Source organism: Vibrio renipiscarius (genome assembly GCF_000827885.1).
Taxonomy (GTDB): domain Bacteria; phylum Pseudomonadota; class Gammaproteobacteria; order Enterobacterales; family Vibrionaceae; genus Vibrio; species Vibrio renipiscarius.
In genome coordinates this window covers 77,315-96,206 of record NZ_JTKH01000005.1, presented here as the reverse complement: position 1 = coordinate 96,206, position 18,892 = coordinate 77,315, and the positions used below count along the sequence as shown (strand labels likewise).

Genomic DNA, 18,892 nt, shown 5'->3' with positions numbered 1-18,892 from the left:
TTGAGGAGTAAAAAGTGAAGCATTGGCTTAAGAAAAGCGCATGGCTATTGGCCGCGACATTAGTGGTTTCTCCAGTAGCGATGGCCAGTGAATACAGCGCCAGCTTTAAGGGCACCGACATTCAAGAGTTTATCAATATTGTTGGTCGTAATTTAGAGAAGACCATTATCGTCGACCCATCTGTGCGAGGCAAAATTGATGTTCGTAGCTACGACACCTTGAGTGAAGAGCAGTACTACAGCTTTTTCCTTAATGTGCTGGAAGTGTATGGCTACGCTGTGATCGAAATGGACAACGGCATTCTTAAAGTCATCAAATCAAAAGACGCCAAAACGTCGGCCATTCCTGTGGTTGGCGATGGTGATGTAAAAGGTGATGAAGTCGTTACTCGCGTCGTGACGGTACGTAACGTTTCGGTTCGTGAGCTTTCTCCTTTGCTGCGTCAACTAAACGATAATGCGGGTGCAGGTAACGTTGTGCACTACGATCCTGCCAACATCATTTTGATTACCGGCCGTGCGGCTGTGGTGAACCGTCTAGCGGACATCATTAAGCGTGTTGACCAAGCGGGTGACAAAGAAATTGAAGTTGTGGATCTGAAAAACGCCTCTGCGGCTGAAATGGTGCGTATTGTTGATGCTCTGAATAAGAGTAGCGATAGCAAAAACACCCCAGGATTCTTACAGCCTAAGCTGGTGGCCGATGATCGCACCAACTCGGTACTGATTTCTGGTGATCCACAAGTCCGTAAACGCCTGCGTAAGTTAATTCAACAACTTGATGTAGAAATGGCCAGTCGTGGCAACAACCAAGTGGTTTACTTGAAGTACGCGAAAGCTGAAGATCTCGTTGATGTATTGAAAGGGGTATCAGACAACCTACAAGCAGAGAAATCTTCAGGCTCTAAAGGCTCGAATTCGAATTCAACGGACGTAATGATCGCGGCACATGCATCAACCAACGCATTGGTGATCACCGCGCCGCCGTCAATCATGACGGCGTTGCAAAATGTGATTGCTCAGCTGGATATTCGTCGTGCGCAAGTATTGATTGAAGCCTTGATTGTCGAAATGGCAGAAGGCGACGGCATCAACCTTGGCGTGCAATGGGGCTCGTTAGAAAGCGGTGCGGTGATTCAATACGGCAATACAGGTGCTCAGTTAGGCCAAGTGATGGTCGGCCTTGAAGAAGCCGAAGACCAAACGACCACAGAATACTATTATGATTCAGATGGCAATCGTCGACCAACCACCGTTACCGAATCGGGTGATTACAGTACGCTGGCTTCTGCGCTTGCGGGCGTAAATGGTGCCGCAGTGAGCATCATGATGGGTGATTGGACAGCGTTGCTGACCGCCGTTTCCACCGACTCTAACTCCAATATTCTCTCTTCTCCGAGTATCACGGTAATGGATAACGGTGAAGCGTCGTTTATTGTTGGTGAAGAAGTGCCGGTCCTTACGGGCTCGGCGGCGGGATCAAATAATGACAACCCGTTCCAAACTGTTGATCGTAAAGAAGTGGGCATCAAACTGAAAGTGGTGCCACAAATCAACGAAGGCAACTCGGTACAACTGAATATTGAGCAAGAAGTGTCAAATGTCTTGGGTGCCAATGGTGCCGTCGATGTGCGTTTTGCCAAGCGTCAGTTGAACACCTCGGTGATTGTTGAAGACGGTCAAATGATTGTCTTGGGTGGTCTGATTGATGAACGTGCGATGGAAAGTGAATCGAAAGTGCCAATCTTGGGTGATATTCCGGTATTGGGCCATTTATTCAAATCAACCAGCACTCAGGTAGAAAAGAAAAACCTGATGGTATTTATCAAGCCAACCATCATTCGCGATGGTGTGACGGCGGATGGCATTACCCAGCGTAAGTACAACTTTATTCGCGCTGAGCAGCTATTCAAAGCAGAAGAAGGTTTGAAGTTGATGGATGATAGCCATATTCCGGTATTGCCAGAGTTTGGTCATGAACGCCATCATCCGGCTGAAATACAAGCCTTTATCGACCAAATGGAAAGCGTGCAATGATGGAGTTAGATGCGGTGCATCTTCATCGCCGCTTACCGTTTAGTTTTGCTAAACGTTTTAACTTGGTGTTAGAGCAAGAGAGCGCGGGTTTGACGTTGTTTTACGTCGAACCGCTGTCGATTGAAGCACTGTTAGAAGTGAAGCGCACCACCTCGGTGAACTTTGTCTTACAAGCCGTGAGTAAAGAGAGCTTTGAGAAGAAGCTCACCATTGCGTATCAACGTGATTCGTCGGAAGCGCGTCAGCTGATGGAAGACATTGGTGCCGATAGTGATGATTTCTTCTCGCTCGCCGAAGATTTGCCGCACGACGAAGATTTATTAGAGTCTGAAGACGATGCGCCGATCATCAAACTGATCAACGCTATGTTGGGCGAAGCGATCAAAGAAGGCGCGTCGGATATTCATATCGAAACGTTCGAGAAGAGCTTGTCGATCCGCTTCCGTGTCGATGGTGTTCTACGTGATGTTTTATCGCCAAGTCGCAAGTTGGCACCGTTATTGGTGTCCCGCGTGAAGGTCATGGCGAAGCTGGATATAGCAGAGAAACGCGTTCCTCAAGATGGCCGTATTTCGTTGCGTATCGGTGGTCGAGCGGTGGATGTGCGTGTTTCGACGATGCCCTCATCGCATGGCGAGCGCGTGGTAATGCGTTTGTTGGATAAAAACGCCACCCGTCTTGATCTGCACAGCCTTGGTATGGAAGCGCAAACCCATCAGCGCTTCCAAGCAATGATTGCTCGTCCACATGGGATTATCCTGGTAACCGGTCCAACCGGTTCCGGTAAATCCACCACCTTGTATGCAGGCTTGCAAGAGATCAACAGTAATGAACGCAACATTCTTACCGTTGAAGACCCGATTGAATTTGATATCGATGGCATTGGCCAAACGCAAGTGAACCCTAAGGTGGACATGACGTTTGCTCGTGGCCTGCGCGCGATTTTGCGTCAAGACCCGGATGTGGTGATGGTCGGTGAAATTCGTGACTTAGAAACCGCACAAATTGCCGTGCAAGCCTCATTGACCGGTCACTTAGTGATGTCGACTCTGCACACCAATACCGCGGTGGGTGCGATTACGCGTTTGCGCGATATGGGGATTGAACCGTTTTTGATTTCCTCTTCTTTGCTGGGGGTGCTTGCCCAGCGCTTGGTGCGAACACTGTGTCCAAGTTGTAAGCAAAGCTATGAAGCGGATAGCGCGCAAAAAGCGTTGTTCGATCTCAGCGCGCAGGATTCTCTAACGCTATACAAACCGGCAGGTTGTGATCACTGTAATCACAAAGGTTATCGTGGTCGAACGGGTATCTATGAATTGCTGGTGGTGAATGAACAAGTTCAAGAACTGATTCATAACGAAGCGGGTGAGCAAGCGATGGAAAAAGTCGTTCGTCAGCATACCCCTTCGATTCGCAGTGATGGTTTAGAGAGAGTTCGCCAAGGCGTCACATCACTTGAAGAAGTGATGCGAGTAACCAAGGAAGGCTAATGGCGGCGTTCGAATATAAAGCGCTTAACGCGAAAGGCAAATCTCAAAAAGGGGTGATGGAGGGTGACAATGCTCGCCAAGTCCGTTCTCGTCTTAAAGAGCAAGGCTTAGTACCGGTCGATGTGGTTGCGACGCGTGCAAAACACCAAGCGAGTAAGCAAGACAGCGATGTTCTCACCTTTAAGCGTGGTATTAGTACGCCAGATTTGGCGTTGATTACTCGTCAACTGTCTACCTTAGTACAATCGGGCATGCCGTTGGAAGAGTGTTTACGCGCGGTGTCTGAGCAAGCGGAAAAACCCCGCATTCGCACCATGTTAATGGCGGTACGAGCCAAAGTGGTTGAAGGGCATACTTTGGCGGATGGCTTGGGTGATTACCCGCATATCTTTGATGAGCTGTTTCGTTCCATGGTCGCCGCGGGTGAAAAATCGGGTCACCTTGATGGCGTACTTGAGCGCTTGGCCGACTACGCCGAAAACCGCCAGAAAATGCGCAGTAAATTACAACAAGCACTCATATACCCAGTGGTATTGGTGGTGTTTGCGGTGGGTATCGTCGCATTCTTATTAGCGTCTGTGGTGCCAAAAATTGTGGGTCAGTTTGTGCAAATGGGGCAGGAGTTACCTCTTTCAACCCGTATTTTGATCAGCGCGAGTGATTTTGTGCAGCATTGGTGGATTTCAATTGCGATTGGTTCGGTTGTCTTAGTCTACTTGTGCCGCTATGCCTTATCGAAAGCATCGATACGCTTACGTTGGGACCAAAGAGTGATTGGGATGCCGGTTATCGGCAAGATCGCTCGTGGCCTAAATACGGCGCGTTTTGCGCGTACATTATCGATCTGTACCTCGAGTGCCATTCCTATTTTGGATGGTATGAAGGTCGCGGTGGATGTGATGTCGAATCAATACGTGAAACAACAAGTGCTGCTCGCATCGGATCGTGTTCGTGAAGGGGCGAGCCTGCGAAAATCGTTAGATCAAACCAAATTATTCCCACCCATGATGCTGCACATGATTGCCTCTGGTGAGCAAAGTGGTGAGTTAGAAAGTATGCTGACTCGAGCGGCCGATAACCAAGATGCGAACTTTGAATCGATGGTAAATATCTCATTAGGGATCTTTACCCCATTAATGATTGCGGTACTGGCCGGTTTGGTGCTGTTTATTGTGATGGCGACTATGATGCCAATTTTGGAAATGAACAACTTAATGAGCGGCTAATTGAGCTGGCAGAAAAGTGATCTTTTGGAGACAAAAATGAAAAAACAACAAAATAAAAAACAGTCTGGCTTTACCTTGTTAGAGTTGATGGTCGTGGTGGTAATTTTAGGTATTTTGGCCAGTGTTGTGGCGCCTAACTTGCTGGGTAGTAAAGACACGGCGGCACAGAAAAAGGCCACGGTTGATATCAAAGCACTAGAAACCGCTTTGGATACTTACAAGCTGAACCACAACGTGTACCCAACGACAGATCAAGGTTTGGAAGCATTGGTTACCGAGCCGAGCAATCCAACGCCACGTAACTACCCACAAGATGGTTACATCAAGCGTTTGCCACAAGACCCATGGGGCAATGATTACCAATACCTAAGCCCTGGTGATAACGGCAGTATTGATGTGTTCACCCTCGGAGCCGATGGTCAAGAAGGCGGTGATGGTGTGAATGCGGATGTGGGCAACTGGAATCTACAAGATTTCCAATAACCTCACGAGTAATAAGATTGGCGGCGTAGGCCGCCATTTCTCCCTTTAGGCCGTGAATGCGCGGATGTTGATAACTGTATTGAAGTAGTGCTGTTCATGCCGAAAAACAAAGGTTTTACCTTAATCGAAGTGTTGTTGGTGGTGGCATTGATTGCGATCATGGCTTCAACGGTGGTGTTTTCTTTACCGGATAACAACCGTGATGAAGCAGAACAACAAGCCAAATCGCTTTGGTTACGGCTGCAACTGCTAAATGAAGAAGCCATGCTCAGCGGTCGAGATTATGGATTGCGAATCGACTCGACAAAGAACCGCTATTTCTTACAACAACTTGAGAGTGAAGGTTGGCAACCGCTGCAACTGGATCGCTTACCTTATGAAACCGAACTGGTGAAATCACTTAAGTTTGAATTTAACTTAGGCGGTTCTGCTTGGCAGGACCAAGACCGTTTGTTTAACCCCACTTCATTGTTTGATGAAGAGATGTTTGCCGATCTTGAAGAAGAAAAAGAGTTACCGGCACCCCAAGTGTTTGTTATGTCGAGTGGTGAAGTCACCCCATTTTCTATTGCGATTTATCCTGAAGATGCCGATGCGGAAGAAACCGCGTGGCACGTAGTCGCAAAAGAAAATGGTCAAATCGTCTTGCTACAACCGGGAGAGCAAGAGGAGTTCGCCGATGTTCAGTAAATCGATGCATCCTCGGATGAGAAATAAACGTCACGGTTTTACCTTGCTTGAGGTGTTGGTCGCTTTGGCCATCTTTGCAATGTCAGCCATGGCTTTAGTCCGCTCGGTGGGGCAACACATCAATACATTAAGCCTAATGGAAGAAAAAGCCTTCTCTGCCATGGTTATTGACAACCAAATGGCCAAAGTGATGCTCAATCCACAAGGGCTTAAAAAACAATCGGGACAAGCGCAACTCGCCGATCGTACTTGGTATTGGACGGTATCGCCGGTCTCCACCCAAGACAGCTTAATTCGCGCGTTTGACGTTTCAGTCGCGACGTCACAAAAAGGAGCGCCGGTTCTCACGGTGAGAAGCTATGTTACCAAATAGCCGCGTTAAGCGTCGCTCGACACAAGTTGGCTTTACCCTCATTGAAGTGCTGGTCGCGATGTCGATCTTTGCGTTTCTGGCTGCGGGTGCTCAACAAGTGCTGAATCAGATTTATCGCAGTAACGCGATTTCGCAAGAGCGCAGTGAACGCTTGAAAACTTTACAGCGTGCATTGGTTTTTATGGATAACGATTTTCGCCAAATGGCGCTACGACCGATGCGAACCAATGGTGCTGAGCCCGAGGGGAAACTACTGGCGTGGAACGATTACCTACTCGACTCTGATAACAAAGGCGTGATGTTTGCACGTGCAGGTTGGCATAACCCCGCGCAGCAATTTCCGCGTGGTGAAGTGACCAAAGTCGGTTATCGCATTAAAGACAATGAATTGCAGCGAGTGTGGTGGCGTTATGTTGATACGCCAATCGGGCAAGATGGCATTGTCATGCCATTGATAGACCAAGTTGAAGATTTTGAAATGCGCTTTTATGACGGTAAAGAATGGCGTAATCAATGGGATAAACCAAGTACGTTACCGCTCGCGGTTGAGGTGTCCTTAACCTTTAGTGACTATGGCGAAATTGAACGCATCTATCTGACCGGTGGCGGAAGTGTCGCAACAGGGGGCGACGATGAAGAGTAATCAGCGTGGGGTTGCTCTGCTGGTGGTGTTGTTGATTTTAGCCTTGATGACGGCGGTGGCGGCGACCATGTCAGAGCGTCTCTTTAGTCAATTTAAGCGCTCGAGTAACCAACTTAACTATCAACAAGCGTACTGGTACAGCATTGGTGCTGAAGCCTTGGCCATTGAAGCCATTGAGCAAAGTTATAAAGACACTGACACGGTTAACCTGTCTCAGCCTTGGGCGTTAGAAGAACAAGTTTACCCGCTTGATTATGGTTCGTTGTCAGGACGCATTTTGGATCGTCAGGCGTGTTTTAATCTGAATGCTTTGGCGGATCTTGATGGCGCTTCAGGGACTGATACGGCGCCGTATCTTGTCTCTGTTTTACAAGATTTATTATTGTCGCTTGAAGTCGACAGCCATGTCGCTGAAGTGGTCGCGCATTCCAGTTGGGAGTTTATGGACAGCAACACCACGGTTAACTCAGTCGCAGGGGTGGAAGACAGTTACTACGAATCCATGGTGCCCGCTTATATGACGGCCAATGGCGTCATTGCGGATGAAAGTGAATTGCGCGCGGTGAATCAGGTGTCTGGTGAGGTGATGACCGAGCTGCAGCCGTATGTGTGCGCGCTTCCGACAACGGAATTTCGTCTTAACGTGAACACCTTATCCGCTGATCATGCGGCTTTGCTTGAGGCCATGTTTGATCAGACGTTGAGTGAGAGTGATGCGCAGAGTGTTTTAGAAAATCGCCCATTTGATGGGTGGAGCGATGTTGATCAATTTTTAGCGGAATCACAAATAGCAGCGCTCAGTGATGAAGTAAAAAAGCGGGCTAAAGGCTATCTCACGGTAGATAGTGCTTATTTTGAATTGGATGCACGGGTAATCGTGGGTGAGTCTCAAGTACGCATTCGCAGTTTATTATTCAGTGCAAATAGAGAAACCGCAACGGTGATAAGCCGTCGCTTTGGAGGAATCGGTGAGCGAGTACCTAATCGTTCGACTGAGCAATAATCGCCACGCCGAAACGCCGTGGTTGGTTTGGTCTGAGAGCCAGCAAGAAGTGATCGCCAGTGGTGAATTGACCGCAGAGCAAACGGTGGATGACATTGCGAGTTATGCGCAAGCACGTCAAACGATTGTGTTATTAAATAGTGCGGATGTGCTATTGAAACAGGTCAGTGTCCCTGCGGGTGGCGCACGTCAATTTGAATCTATGCTGCCTTATTTGGTGGAAGATGACGTGGCGCAAGATGTGGATGGCTTGCATTTTAGCATCCTCGCCAAGCAAGGTCAGACCGCTTATGTTGCGGGTGTTGATCGTGAGTGGCTAAGCGGTCAGTTAGACGCGCTAAAAGAAGTCGGTTTTAACGTGACAAAAGTGCTGCCTGACGCGCTGGCTTTGCCTGATGTTGAGGGCATCGCAGCGGTAGAATTGACCGGGCAATGGTTGCTAAAAAAACAGCCATACCAAGCGTTAAGTATCGATGCAGATTGGTTGCCGATGGTCGCGCAATCGGAATGGGTAAAAGAAGGTGACGCGTGGTTATCGCTGCAAGCCTATTCGCCTCTTCCAGAACTGGCACTTGCGCCAGAACAAGCGTGGCAGCAAGGTGATCCACAGTTGGTGATGCAGTTGCTTGGCCGCCAAGCTATTTTTGCGCCAATTAACTTATTAACCGGTCGCTTCAAGCCGAAATCAGGCATTGCTCGCCATTTGAAAGTCTGGCGTAAAACGGCGATTGCGGCGGGGATCTTCGCTGTGGTTTTAGTCGCACAAAACCTGATTGAAACGCATAACGCGGCGCAGCAGGCGGCGAAGTATCGTGCGGAAAGCGAGCGTATCTTCCGTACTGTGTTAGCCGGGAAAAATAAAATCCCAACCGTCAGCTACTTGAAACGTGAACTGGACAATGAATCGAAGCGTTTGTCTGGTGGCAGCGGTGACGAGTCGTTATTGGTGTGGATGGCTAAGCTCCCTCAAGCGCTAAAATCGGTACCGGATTTCACACTGACTGGGATGAAGTTTGATCGCCAACGTGGCGAGATTCAACTTGAAGCCAGCAGCCAGGGTTTTCAAGCGTTTGAACAGGCAAGAGTGAAGTTAGAAGGTCAGTTTTTAGTGGAGCAAGGTCAGCTCAATAAATCCGGATCGCAAGTGACCGGTAATCTGATTTTGAAAGCGCGATGAGGAATGAAGTAATGAATAGACTATTAGCCTCGTTGCAAGTTTGGTGGGTACGAATTACCCCTCGTGAACAGCGTTTAGTGGGTGTTGGCGCGCTCGCACTCGTCATTGGTATCGCCTTTTGGGGCATTTATCAGCCAATGGCTCAGCGTGCGGAAGTGGCACAAAATCAGCTGCGTAATGAAAAGCAGCTACTCAGCTGGGTTCAAAACAAAGCGGACGATATTGTGGCATTGCGTGGTAGTGGCGCAAAACCGCTTTCGCCATTGCCATTTAACCAAGCCGTGTCCTCATCGGCACGTCGCTTCAATATTGAATTAGTGCGTGTGCAACCTCGTGGCGATGAAATGCAAGTGTGGGTACAGCCGTTACCATTTAATCAATTGGTGACTTGGCTGGAGTACTTGCAACAAAACCATGGTATCGAGGCTGAATTTCTCGATTTAGACAAAAGTAATCGAGTGGGCGTGGTGGATGTAAAGCGTCTGCAATTGAGCAAAGGATAAGAGCCAGTGAAGCGTAAAATAGCCTTGGTCGCGTTATTGCTGCTGACGTTTATGGTCAGTGCTGTGGTGAATTTACCGATTCAAGTGGTGCTCAATTATGCCCCTCTGCCGACGGCATTGAGCATTCGCCAAGCCAGTGGTACGTTATGGCAAGGCCAAGCGCAACAAGTCAGTTGGCAGCGTAATCATCTTGGCCAAGTCTCTTGGCAATTTGAACCCAGTGCGTTGCTGGGCGGCAATGCTCAGGCGAAGGTTCGTTTTGGCCGCGGGAGTCAATGGCAGCTGCAAGGCCGTGGCACAGTGGGTTATGGCTTGAGTGGTGCTTATGCGGAGAACTTATTGGCGTCGATGCCCGTGACAGAAGCGCTGAAACTCGCACCGGCGTTACCGATCCCATTGACGCTGGATGGTCTTTTAGAATTGAACATCAAGCAACTAAGCTACGCGAAGCCTTATTGTTCGCAAGGCTCTGGCAGTTTGGTGTGGAACACCAATGTTGTCGGTACACCATTAGCCGATTTACAGCTTGGTCCTGTGATTGCTGAATTGAGCTGCCAAGACAGCCAGATTAGCGTGAAAGGGACCCAGCAAAGTGACCAAGTTCGCAGTGAGTTCTCGGTTGAGCTGATGGCGGATCACCGCTTTAACGCAAAGGCGTGGTTTGTGCCTCAAGCTGAAATGCCAAGCGCATTGACTGACGGATTAAAGTGGCTGCCGAGTCCTGATGCTCAAGGGCGTTACCAGTTCAGCCAGCAAGGGCGTTTATAACCGTGATTCACATTGATTTGAAAACAACAAACCCCAGCATTGCTGGGGTTTGTTTTATGGGGATAACGCTCAATAGCAGGTTAACGTGTCGGAAAACTCAACTGCACTTTTAAGCCGCCTTCACTGCGATTATTGACCACCACAGAGCCATTGTGTTGGCTGATGATACGTTTGACGATCGCAAGTCCAAGTCCAGTGCCTTCACTGCCTCGCGCGGTATCACCACGAGTAAAGGGTTCAAACAGTTTCGCTACTTGGTCTTTGGGAATGCCAGGGCCGTTATCTTCAATACACACCCAGCACAGCTTATTATCCGCGGTCATGCCCGTTGAAATCATCACCCAACCATTACCGTAACGTACCGCGTTCACCACTAAGTTACTCACTGCACGTTTCATCGCAATAGGGCTACCAAAGGCCGGTTTGAGTGTGTTAAGTGCCGTCTCAATCTCGATATGATGGCGGTTGCCTTCCGAATTCGCTAAGTCTTGTGAAATATCATTAAGGTCAACTTCGATGAATGATTCGCGATTGACGGGTTTGAGGTAGTCCATGAACTGGCTAATGATCTCATTACACTCCTCGGTATCACTGATGATGCCTTCGGCGAGGTAGCTGTCTTCGGGTGACATCATTTCCGTGGCAAGGCGAATACGCGTTAAGGGGGTGCGCAGATCGTGGCTGATCCCCGCCATTAATAACGCGCGGTCTTCTTCCAATGCTTGAATGCCTTTCGACATCTGGTTAAAGGCGCGGGTGACTGAACGGATTTCAGAGGTGCCTTTTTCGGCCAGTGGTGGCGGTATTTCACCGCGCCCCACGCCTTTTGCCGCGCGTTCAAGTGCCAGCAGCGGTCGGTTTTGTAAGCGAATAAACAGCCAGCCGCCTGCAATGATCAACAGCGCCATGACTAAGCTATTGCGAAACAGCGGTGCAAAATCTTCTTCTTGCAGTTCAGACAACGGAATGCGGATCAGCGAGTCGGGCAGTGATTCCAGACTCATCCATAGCACATAGCTTTCTTCGCCTTGCGCCATGCGGACATCGGCTTGAGTGCCGAGTGTTTGCGTCATCTCTTCGCTCATCAAATCAATGCTGATGGCATGACGAAACTCATTCGCAAGATCGCTTTCTTTAGCATGAATGGTGACGCCAAGCTGTTCGAGAATCTGGCGGCGCAGCGGCGCATCCATCACTAAACCATTTTCAAGACCGTCAGAGTTATCCAGCATCAAGTTGATTTCATAACTGAGGATTTTATTGAACTGCTGCAAGCTTGGCAGTAACGCATAGTTGAATACGGCGTAGTACGAGTAAACTTGGCTAGCAATCAGCAGTGTAATGAACAGAACAAGCGATTGAGTAAATGAGCTGCGAATACGCATAGTCAGAACCTATTTCTATATTGGTCGATAGGGTTTGATTACAACCTGTCGAGGTTCGGCAAGTTGCTATTGGGGGTTGATCGCAATCAACATAAGCCTACGATAAAAAAGTGCGAGCCTAAAGCTCGCACAAATTTGAATCTATGTTGGTTTATGCGTCTTTGCCATCTGGGACAAACACGTAACCTAAGCCCCAAACCGTTTGAATATAGCGGGGTTTGCTTGGGTCAACTTCGAGCATGCGACGCAGACGGGAGATTTGCACGTCGATTGAGCGCTCCATTGCTGAATACTCACGGCCACGAGCCATGTTCATCAACTTATCACGAGAAAGCGGTTCACGAGCGTTGGTCACAAGCGCTTTCAAAACCGCAAATTCACCTGAAGTCAGTGGCATGGATTCTTCACCGCGGTACATTTCACGCGTACCTAGGTTTAAGCGGAACTCACCAAATTCTACAATCGATTCTTCTGAGCTTGGTGCGCCAGGCAGTTCGGTGGTTTGACGACGCAAAACCGCTTTAATGCGTGCCAGCAGTTCGCGTGGATTGAACGGCTTTGGCAGGTAATCATCGGCACCCACTTCTAAACCGACGATGCGATCAATCTCATCACCTTTTGCCGTCAACATCAGAATAGGCAATTCGTTGTTGGCATTGCGTAGGCGGCGACAAATCGACAGGCCATCTTCGCCAGGTAACATAAGGTCAAGCACCATCAGGTGGAAGTTTTCACGCGTTAGCAGGCGATCCATTTGTTCGCCGTTGGCCACGCTGCGTACCTGAAAGCCTTGCTCAGATAGGTATCGCTCCAAAAGCGCACGTAAACGAGCATCGTCATCGACGACGAGTATTTTATGAATTTCTTGCATTGAAACACCTTAATCAAAAGCAAAGCAGTAAGCAAAAATGTATCACTGTTTGCCAAAGCGTGCTTGCCGAAATTGTTACTCTTTTTATCTCAAGCGCAGTTTTATACTGTTGCGCAGCAATATCTTGGAATAACCGCGCCATTATTTCGCCTGAATCTTATGGTGCGATAGAGAAGATCGGGGCGGTGAGATGGGCTTGGCAACACAATCTGAGCGACAATATGTCACTTTTCTATCAAGTCACACAACGCACACTGTTATAGGGCGCTTTTTTATGTCAATGTGTCTGCCATTCTCTGATGGTGGATGCCTTATTAGTTAAGTATGAAAACCAATTTGATAACTCGAGAAGGCGTCAATCGCCTAAAAACAGAACTCGATTTTTTATGGAAAGAAGAGCGACCGGAAGTGACGAAAAAAGTCACTTGGGCGGCCAGTCTTGGTGATCGCAGTGAAAATGCCGATTATCAATACAATAAAAAACGCCTACGCGAAATAGACCGCCGAGTGCGCTATTTACGCAAGCGCTTAGAGCAAGTCACCGTGGTTGATTACTCCCCACAGCAAGAAGGCAAAGTCTTTTTTGGTGCTTGGGTTGAGATTGAAAATGAACACGGCGACATAAAAACGTTTCGTATTGTCGGCCCTGATGAAATTTACGGCGACGCGAAAAACTACATTTCTATCGATTCACCTATGGCGCGCGCCTTACTGAAAAAAGAAGTCGATGACGAATTTTCGGTAAAAACCCCTGAAGGCTTCAAAGAGTGGTTTATTAATAGTATTCGCTATGCTCAATAGCGAATACGAATAATTGCGCCATTAACCTACTAATTTAAATAAAGAGATTCTGCGGATGAGCCAAGCTATCTGTAAATTGATCGCTCAGGAACTGAATGTTCGCTCTGAGCAAGTCATTGCGGCTGTGACCCTAATTGATGATGGTAACACCGTTCCATTTATTGCACGTTACCGTAAAGAAGTTACGGGCGGTCTAGACGATACACAATTGCGTAACTTAGACAGTCGTTTGTCTTATTTACGTGAGTTGGAAGATCGTCGCCAAACGATTTTGAAATCGATTCAAGATCAAGGCAAGTTAAGCACAGCGTTAGAGCAAGAAATCCTTCAGGCGGACAGCAAAACCCGCTTGGAAGATTTATACCTGCCATACAAACCAAAACGCCGCACCAAAGGCCAAATCGCGATTGAAGCGGGTCTTGAGCCTTTAGCGGATACGCTATGGCATCAACCACAAACTGATCCAGAAAGTGAAGCGGCGAAATACATCAGCGCCGACAAAGGCATTGCGGATAATAAAGCGGCATTAGATGGCGCGCGTGCCATTGTGATGGAACGCATTGCGGAAGATGCTAACTTACTGGAAAAAGTGCGTAGCTACTTAAACCGCCATGCGGAATTGGTGTCACGCGTCGTGACCGGCAAAGAGCAAGCGGGCGAAAAATTCAAAGATTACTTTGCGCATAATGAAGCGTTAAGCAAAGTACCTTCACACCGAGCGCTTGCGATGTTGCGTGGCCGTAATGAAGGCTTCCTGACTCTGGCCATGAATGCCGATCCTGCGCAAGAAGAAGGCGTACGCCAATCGTATTGTGAAGGCCTAATCGCCGATCACTACGGAATTTCGTTAAGCCAAGCACCTGCTGATGTGTGGCGCAAGCAGGTCATTAGCTGGGCGTGGCGCATCAAGGTGTCTATGCACATGGAAACCGAGTTGATGGGCGCGATGAAAGAGCGCGGTGAAATCGAAGCGATTGAAGTGTTTGCGACCAACTTGAAAGACTTGTTGATGGCGGCACCGGCGGGTCCTCGCGCAACGCTAGGCTTAGATCCGGGTTTACGTACGGGGTCTAAAATTGCCATTGTGGATGCAACCGGCAAAGTACTGACCACCGAGACTATTTACCCGCACCCACCTCAAAAACAGTATGACCAAGCAATGGCCGTCGTCGATAAGTTGGTGCGTAAGTTCAATGTCGATTTGATTGCAATTGGTAACGGTACGGCGTCGCGTGAAACCGATAGCTTTGTTGGCGATTTGATTGCTCGTGGCAATCTAAAAGTACAAAAAATCATGGTCAGTGAAGCGGGCGCGTCGGTTTATTCAGCATCGGAATTGGCGGCGAAAGAGTTCCCTAATATGGACGTGTCACTGCGTGGCGCTGTGTCGATTGCGCGTCGTTTGCAAGACCCATTGGCGGAATTGGTGAAAATCGACCCGAAATCGATCGGGGTGGGCCAATACCAACATGATGTTAGCCAATCTATGTTGGCCAAACGTCTTGATGCGGTGGTTGAAGACTGTGTGAACGCGGTGGGTGTGGATGTGAATACGGCATCGGCAGCGTTATTAACGCGCGTGGCGGGATTGTCTACAACCATGGCACAAAACATCGTGGATTACCGTGATGAGAATGGCCGCTTTGAAGCGCGCACAACCTTGAAGAAAGTGGCACGTTTAGGGCCAAAAGCCTTTGAACAGTGTGCGGGCTTCCTGCGTATTATGGATGGTAAAAACCCATTGGACGCATCGTCTGTTCACCCAGAAGCTTACCCAGTGGTGAAGGCCATTGCGGAGAAAAACAGTAAAGCGGTGAAGAGCTTAATTGGCGATACTGAGTTTTTACGTGGCTTGCACGCGGTTGATTACACCAATGACAGCTTTGGTTTGCCAACGGTGACCGACATCATCAAAGAGTTGGATAAACCGGGCCGCGATCCACGTCCTGAGTTTAAAACGGCTACTTTTGCGGAAGGGATTGAAAAAGTTTCTGATCTTGAAGTGGGCATGGTGTTGGAAGGTGTGGTGTCTAACGTGGCAAACTTCGGCGCCTTCGTTGATATTGGCGTTCACCAAGATGGCCTAGTGCACATTTCAGCGCTGACTGATCGTTATGTTGCGGACCCGCGTGAAGTGGTGAAAGCGGGTGACATCGTGAAAGTGAAAGTGATGGAAGTCGACGTGCAGCGCAAGCGTATTGCGCTTTCAATGCGTCTCAATGATGAGCCTGGGCAAGATAATCGCACTCAGCGCAGCTCTGAGCCGCGCAGCAACAATCAGAATCAAGCTCGTCCACAAGGTGGTCAGCAGCGTCGTCGTGAAGAGCCAGCAGGAGGCAATGCGATGGGTGGTGCGTTTGCGGCTGCCTTTGCAAAAGCGAAACGCTAAGCCTCACGATGAGTTCGTGTGATTGGTGATACAAAAAAAGCCCCGCTCAAATGAGAGGGGCTTTTTGTCTTTTGGTATTCACTGGGCATAGAAGGCATCACGAAGATTCAGCCCACGCACTCAGCAACTACAACACCGCAATGACCTCTGAAGGGGTATTGGGCGCAACAGCATGGCCGTAATGGTATCGAATAACGACTCGCCGCTTTGCCATTTTCCCTTCGGTTATCGCTGCATCGATTATGCGTTTAGGTAAACGAAACCGCATTGCGTAGCCTTTCCCTTGCTGATCGCTATAACTCGATAGAGCCAGTAGCTCAAACAGCCTTTCTAATGGAGTCTCCGGTCGGCGATGCTCATTTTTCTCAATGGCATGCTCCTCTTCGTCGTCATAGTTCGGATGCTCAGATGGGTCCCAAGCCGCATTGCGACGTCGTTTATCATCTGAATTGATTTTACGTTCAGCATTGCTTTTGGCTAGTGCAACGGTGGGGGTAATCGGTTCGCGAATTCGATTGTCGCGGGCCGCTTGCTCCGTTTGCACATTAACCGATGGGGCGATAAGTGACACACTCACATTGGTGGGTGACACGATCATAACTGAGACCTCTTCAGTTTCGCCCACTGACATGGCTATCGTTCTGTCAGTTAACTGAGTTATCGGCGGAAATGGTCAAAAATTTAACGTTTTATGCGATTAATTTATGATTTTGAAAGCCGATCACTTGTTCAATAAAGGCCTCAGGCTCAGTCATAAAAGGCGCGTGAGAGGATTGATTGAAGACGAAACTTTGGCTGTTTGGCATTAATTTATCGACTTCTTTGGCTATTTTTATCGGCACTAATCCGTCCAAGCGGCCGTAAAGACGCAAGGTGGGTACCTCGATGTTGGCTAGCTGCGCGCGGTAGTCGAGTTCTGCCAGCAAATGCAAACCAGAGAGCAATGATTGTTGATTTGGAGAAGGACGAGAGAGCACCGCTTTTTTGAGTGTTTTGACATCTTGGCGAGCCGATGGACTGCCGATGGCTTGCAACGCCATGAAGCGCTCAATGGTCAATTGAAAATCATCCATCAACTGGGCAGTAAAAGCGCTGAGCACGTTGGCTTGAATGCCTCGCCACGGCGCTTGGCCGATGATGTCATCGCTTGGTTTTGCGGCAAAGCAGGGAGAGCTTGCAACGCTGATGAATCCCAGCATCCGATCTGGGTGATGCAAAGCAATGTGTGAGGCGACCAACCCACCCAAAGACCAACCAAGCCAGATGGCTTGCGGTGGTGCGTCACGCAATACTTGTTCGGTTAAATCTTCGATCGTCGAAAAGTGGCAGTGGTGGCTGTGACCAAAGCCGGGTAAATCGACCACATGCACGCAATAGTGCTGACTAAGGGCATCAATACTTTGCTGCCAAACGGCACCATTCATTCCCCAACCATGCAGTAACACCAAATGTTCCCCTGCGCCGTAAGTGGACCAATGTAAGGCTGGGTTTGTTCTCTCAGTTTGTCGCACTTATTTCATCCTTCTTGTTGCGAGGGTCGCGGCACTATCACTCCACGATCAACGAAAATGATTCACTGAAGTCGCTTATGGTAACGCAATGGTGGCAGAAAAACAGACAGGCCTGGATCGCGCATTATTGCCAGTATTGTATGTTGCCTTTAGAGCCTCGTAATAATCAAGATCGGCTTCCTTGGTTATTGTGTCGAGCGTGCATTGATGCGATGAGCCGACAAGTTCGTTGCCAATGCTGTGGCTTAGCGGTCCCTCAGGTGATGGAGCGTTGTGGGGCGTGTCTCTCTGAGCCACCGCCTTGGCGTCGCTTGGTTTGCGTTGGCGACTATACGCCGCCACTGTCGGATTACGTGCAACAATTGAAATTTGCTCGCCAGCTTCGCTATGTTGAGGTGTTAGCGGATCTGCTTACTCAGCAAGTTGTCACCAATATTCAGGAGGTTACGGAGGTGCAAGTCATCAGTTATGTCCCGTTGCATTGGCGTCGTCAGCTATGGCGTGGATTCAATCAGAGTGAGTATTTAGCGCGGGCTTTAGCTAAGCGACTCGATCTGCCTTGTGTCTCCTTGTTTAAACGCACTCGCGTGACGGGCGCGCAGCGAGGAATGGATCGAACCCAGCGGCGGCGCAATTTGCGTGGGGCGTTCAGGTTAACGCAATCTGTCGGCGAGCTTCACTCGGTCGTGATTGTTGACGATGTGGTGACGACAGGGAGTACTGTGCAGCAATTATGTAAATTACTGCTTGATGAAGGTGTCAAAAATGTTGATATTTACTGTATCTGCCGCACTCCTGAATCATTCGGTTATAGCTAAGCATGATCAATTATGCGTAAAAGGCTAGATCTCAGAATTTTCAGGAGTAGAATGGTGAACAAATAGCCTACAAAATTACTCAGGTATTCGTCGTGTCAAATACAATTACTATTACTGAAAGCGCTCAAGAACACTTTGCCAAGTTGCTTGCACAGCAGCCTGAAGGCACTAATATTCGTGTGTTCGTGGTAAACCCAGGCACTCAAAATGCTGAGTGTGGTGTCTCTTATTGTCCGCCAGAAGCTGTAGAAGCTACTGATACTGAACTGACATTCCCAATGCTATCTGCGTATGTAGATGAGCTAAGTCTGCCATTTTTAGACGATGCAGAAATTGATTACGTTACGGATAAGATGGGTTCACAGTTAACATTGAAAGCACCGAACGCAAAAATGCGTAAAGTGTCGGACGATGCACCGCTTGTAGAGCGTGTTGAATACGCGATCCAAACTCAAGTTAACCCACAACTGGCGGGTCACGGTGGCCACGTGAGTCTGGTTGAAATCACTGAAGACGGTATCGCAATTGTTGCGTTTGGCGGCGGTTGTAACGGTTGTTCAATGGTCGATGTGACACTAAAAGATGGCATCGAAAAAGAGTTACTGCAACAGTTTGAAGGCGAACTAACCGCGGTTCGTGATGCGACTGAGCATGACCGTGGTGAGCACTCTTACTACTAATGCGTCACCAATCCCACGTGAGTGATGATTGAAGAATGGATAGAT

At 48.7% G+C, this 18,892-nt stretch carries 19 protein-coding genes; 15 read left to right on the top strand and 4 right to left on the bottom strand.

The features are described from left to right. Window positions 1-14: 14 nt before the first annotated feature. From gspD to OJ16_RS03020, 11 genes are all read left to right on the top strand, one after another. Window positions 15-2,036: a type II secretion system secretin GspD gene (gspD, locus tag OJ16_RS03070; protein ID WP_040987337.1), complete on the top strand. Its 2,022-nt coding sequence runs from the start codon at window positions 15-17 to the stop codon at window positions 2,034-2,036. Further along, entirely contained in the window at window positions 2,033-3,526 is a 1,494-nt protein-coding gene (gene gspE, locus OJ16_RS03065; protein WP_040987335.1) for a type II secretion system ATPase GspE, read from the top strand. The genes gspD and gspE overlap by 4 nt, the downstream gene beginning before the upstream one ends. Then, a complete protein-coding gene (gene gspF / locus OJ16_RS03060) occupies window positions 3,526-4,752 on the top strand; it encodes a type II secretion system inner membrane protein GspF (RefSeq protein ID WP_040987333.1) in 1,227 nt (408 codons plus the stop codon). Before gspE ends, gspF begins: the two co-directional genes overlap by 1 nt. Window positions 4,753-4,788: 36 nt before the next feature. Further along, entirely contained in the window at window positions 4,789-5,235 is a 447-nt protein-coding gene (gene gspG, locus OJ16_RS03055; protein ID WP_040987331.1) for a type II secretion system major pseudopilin GspG, read from the top strand. A 96-nt stretch (window positions 5,236-5,331) separates the two neighbouring features. Further along, the gene (gspH, locus tag OJ16_RS03050) at window positions 5,332-5,925 is read left to right on the top strand and encodes a type II secretion system minor pseudopilin GspH (RefSeq protein WP_040987329.1); all 594 of its coding nucleotides are present in this window, start codon (window positions 5,332-5,334) and stop codon (window positions 5,923-5,925) included. Between the two features lie 16 nt (window positions 5,926-5,941). Beyond that, window positions 5,942-6,298 (top strand): type II secretion system minor pseudopilin GspI, encoded by a 357-nt coding sequence (gspI, locus tag OJ16_RS03045; protein ID WP_040987377.1) that lies wholly within the window; start codon window positions 5,942-5,944, stop codon window positions 6,296-6,298. Further along, entirely contained in the window at window positions 6,285-6,941 is a 657-nt protein-coding gene (gene gspJ / locus OJ16_RS03040) for a type II secretion system minor pseudopilin GspJ (RefSeq protein WP_040987327.1), read from the top strand. Before gspI ends, gspJ begins: the two co-directional genes overlap by 14 nt. Next, entirely contained in the window at window positions 6,931-7,944 is a 1,014-nt protein-coding gene (gene gspK / locus OJ16_RS03035) for a type II secretion system minor pseudopilin GspK (protein ID WP_040987326.1), read from the top strand. Before gspJ ends, gspK begins: the two co-directional genes overlap by 11 nt. Further along, the gene (gene gspL, locus OJ16_RS03030) at window positions 7,910-9,121 is read left to right on the top strand and encodes a type II secretion system protein GspL (RefSeq protein WP_040987325.1); all 1,212 of its coding nucleotides are present in this window, start codon (window positions 7,910-7,912) and stop codon (window positions 9,119-9,121) included. Before gspK ends, gspL begins: the two co-directional genes overlap by 35 nt. Window positions 9,122-9,132: 11 nt before the next feature. Then, the gene (locus tag OJ16_RS03025; protein WP_040987324.1) at window positions 9,133-9,624 is read left to right on the top strand and encodes a type II secretion system protein M; all 492 of its coding nucleotides are present in this window, start codon (window positions 9,133-9,135) and stop codon (window positions 9,622-9,624) included. A 6-nt stretch (window positions 9,625-9,630) separates the two neighbouring features. Beyond that, entirely contained in the window at window positions 9,631-10,392 is a 762-nt protein-coding gene (locus OJ16_RS03020) for a type II secretion system protein N (RefSeq protein WP_040987323.1), read from the top strand. 80 nt (window positions 10,393-10,472) lie between these two features. Here OJ16_RS03020 and envZ read toward each other — a convergent pair whose 3' ends face one another. Together envZ and ompR are read right to left on the bottom strand one after the other, a co-directional pair. Continuing rightward, window positions 10,473-11,777 (bottom strand): two-component system sensor histidine kinase EnvZ, encoded by a 1,305-nt coding sequence (gene envZ / locus OJ16_RS03015; RefSeq protein WP_040987322.1) that lies wholly within the window; start codon window positions 11,775-11,777, stop codon window positions 10,473-10,475. Between the two features lie 151 nt (window positions 11,778-11,928). After that, a complete protein-coding gene (gene ompR / locus OJ16_RS03010; RefSeq protein ID WP_040987320.1) occupies window positions 11,929-12,648 on the bottom strand; it encodes an osmolarity response regulator transcription factor OmpR in 720 nt (239 codons plus the stop codon). 324 nt (window positions 12,649-12,972) lie between these two features. Here ompR and greB point away from each other — a divergent pair, with 324 nt between their 5' ends. Further along, entirely contained in the window at window positions 12,973-13,449 is a 477-nt protein-coding gene (gene greB, locus OJ16_RS03000; RefSeq protein ID WP_040987316.1) for a transcription elongation factor GreB, read from the top strand. 55 nt (window positions 13,450-13,504) lie between these two features. Beyond that, complete coding sequence (locus tag OJ16_RS02995) at window positions 13,505-15,838, top strand: Tex family protein (RefSeq protein ID WP_040987314.1); 2,334 nt, start codon at window positions 13,505-13,507, stop codon at window positions 15,836-15,838. Window positions 15,839-15,965: 127 nt separating this feature from the next. Here OJ16_RS02995 and OJ16_RS02990 read toward each other — a convergent pair whose 3' ends face one another. Together OJ16_RS02990 and bioH are read right to left on the bottom strand one after the other, a co-directional pair. Continuing rightward, entirely contained in the window at window positions 15,966-16,436 is a 471-nt protein-coding gene (locus tag OJ16_RS02990) for a hypothetical protein (protein ID WP_040987375.1), read from the bottom strand. Between the two features lie 91 nt (window positions 16,437-16,527). Then, window positions 16,528-17,349, bottom strand: a complete 822-nt coding sequence (bioH, locus tag OJ16_RS02985; protein WP_040987312.1) for a pimeloyl-ACP methyl ester esterase BioH — start codon at window positions 17,347-17,349, stop codon at window positions 16,528-16,530. Between the two features lie 77 nt (window positions 17,350-17,426). On the opposite strand from bioH, the gene OJ16_RS19590 reads away from it, so the two are divergent. Together OJ16_RS19590 and nfuA are read left to right on the top strand one after the other, a co-directional pair. After that, the gene (locus OJ16_RS19590; RefSeq protein ID WP_040987310.1) at window positions 17,427-18,167 is read left to right on the top strand and encodes a phosphoribosyltransferase family protein; all 741 of its coding nucleotides are present in this window, start codon (window positions 17,427-17,429) and stop codon (window positions 18,165-18,167) included. A gap of 92 nt (window positions 18,168-18,259) precedes the next feature. After that, window positions 18,260-18,847, top strand: coding sequence for a Fe-S biogenesis protein NfuA (nfuA, locus tag OJ16_RS02975; RefSeq protein ID WP_040987308.1), 588 nt, complete (start codon window positions 18,260-18,262; stop codon window positions 18,845-18,847). The last annotated feature ends 45 nt before the right edge of the window (window positions 18,848-18,892 follow it).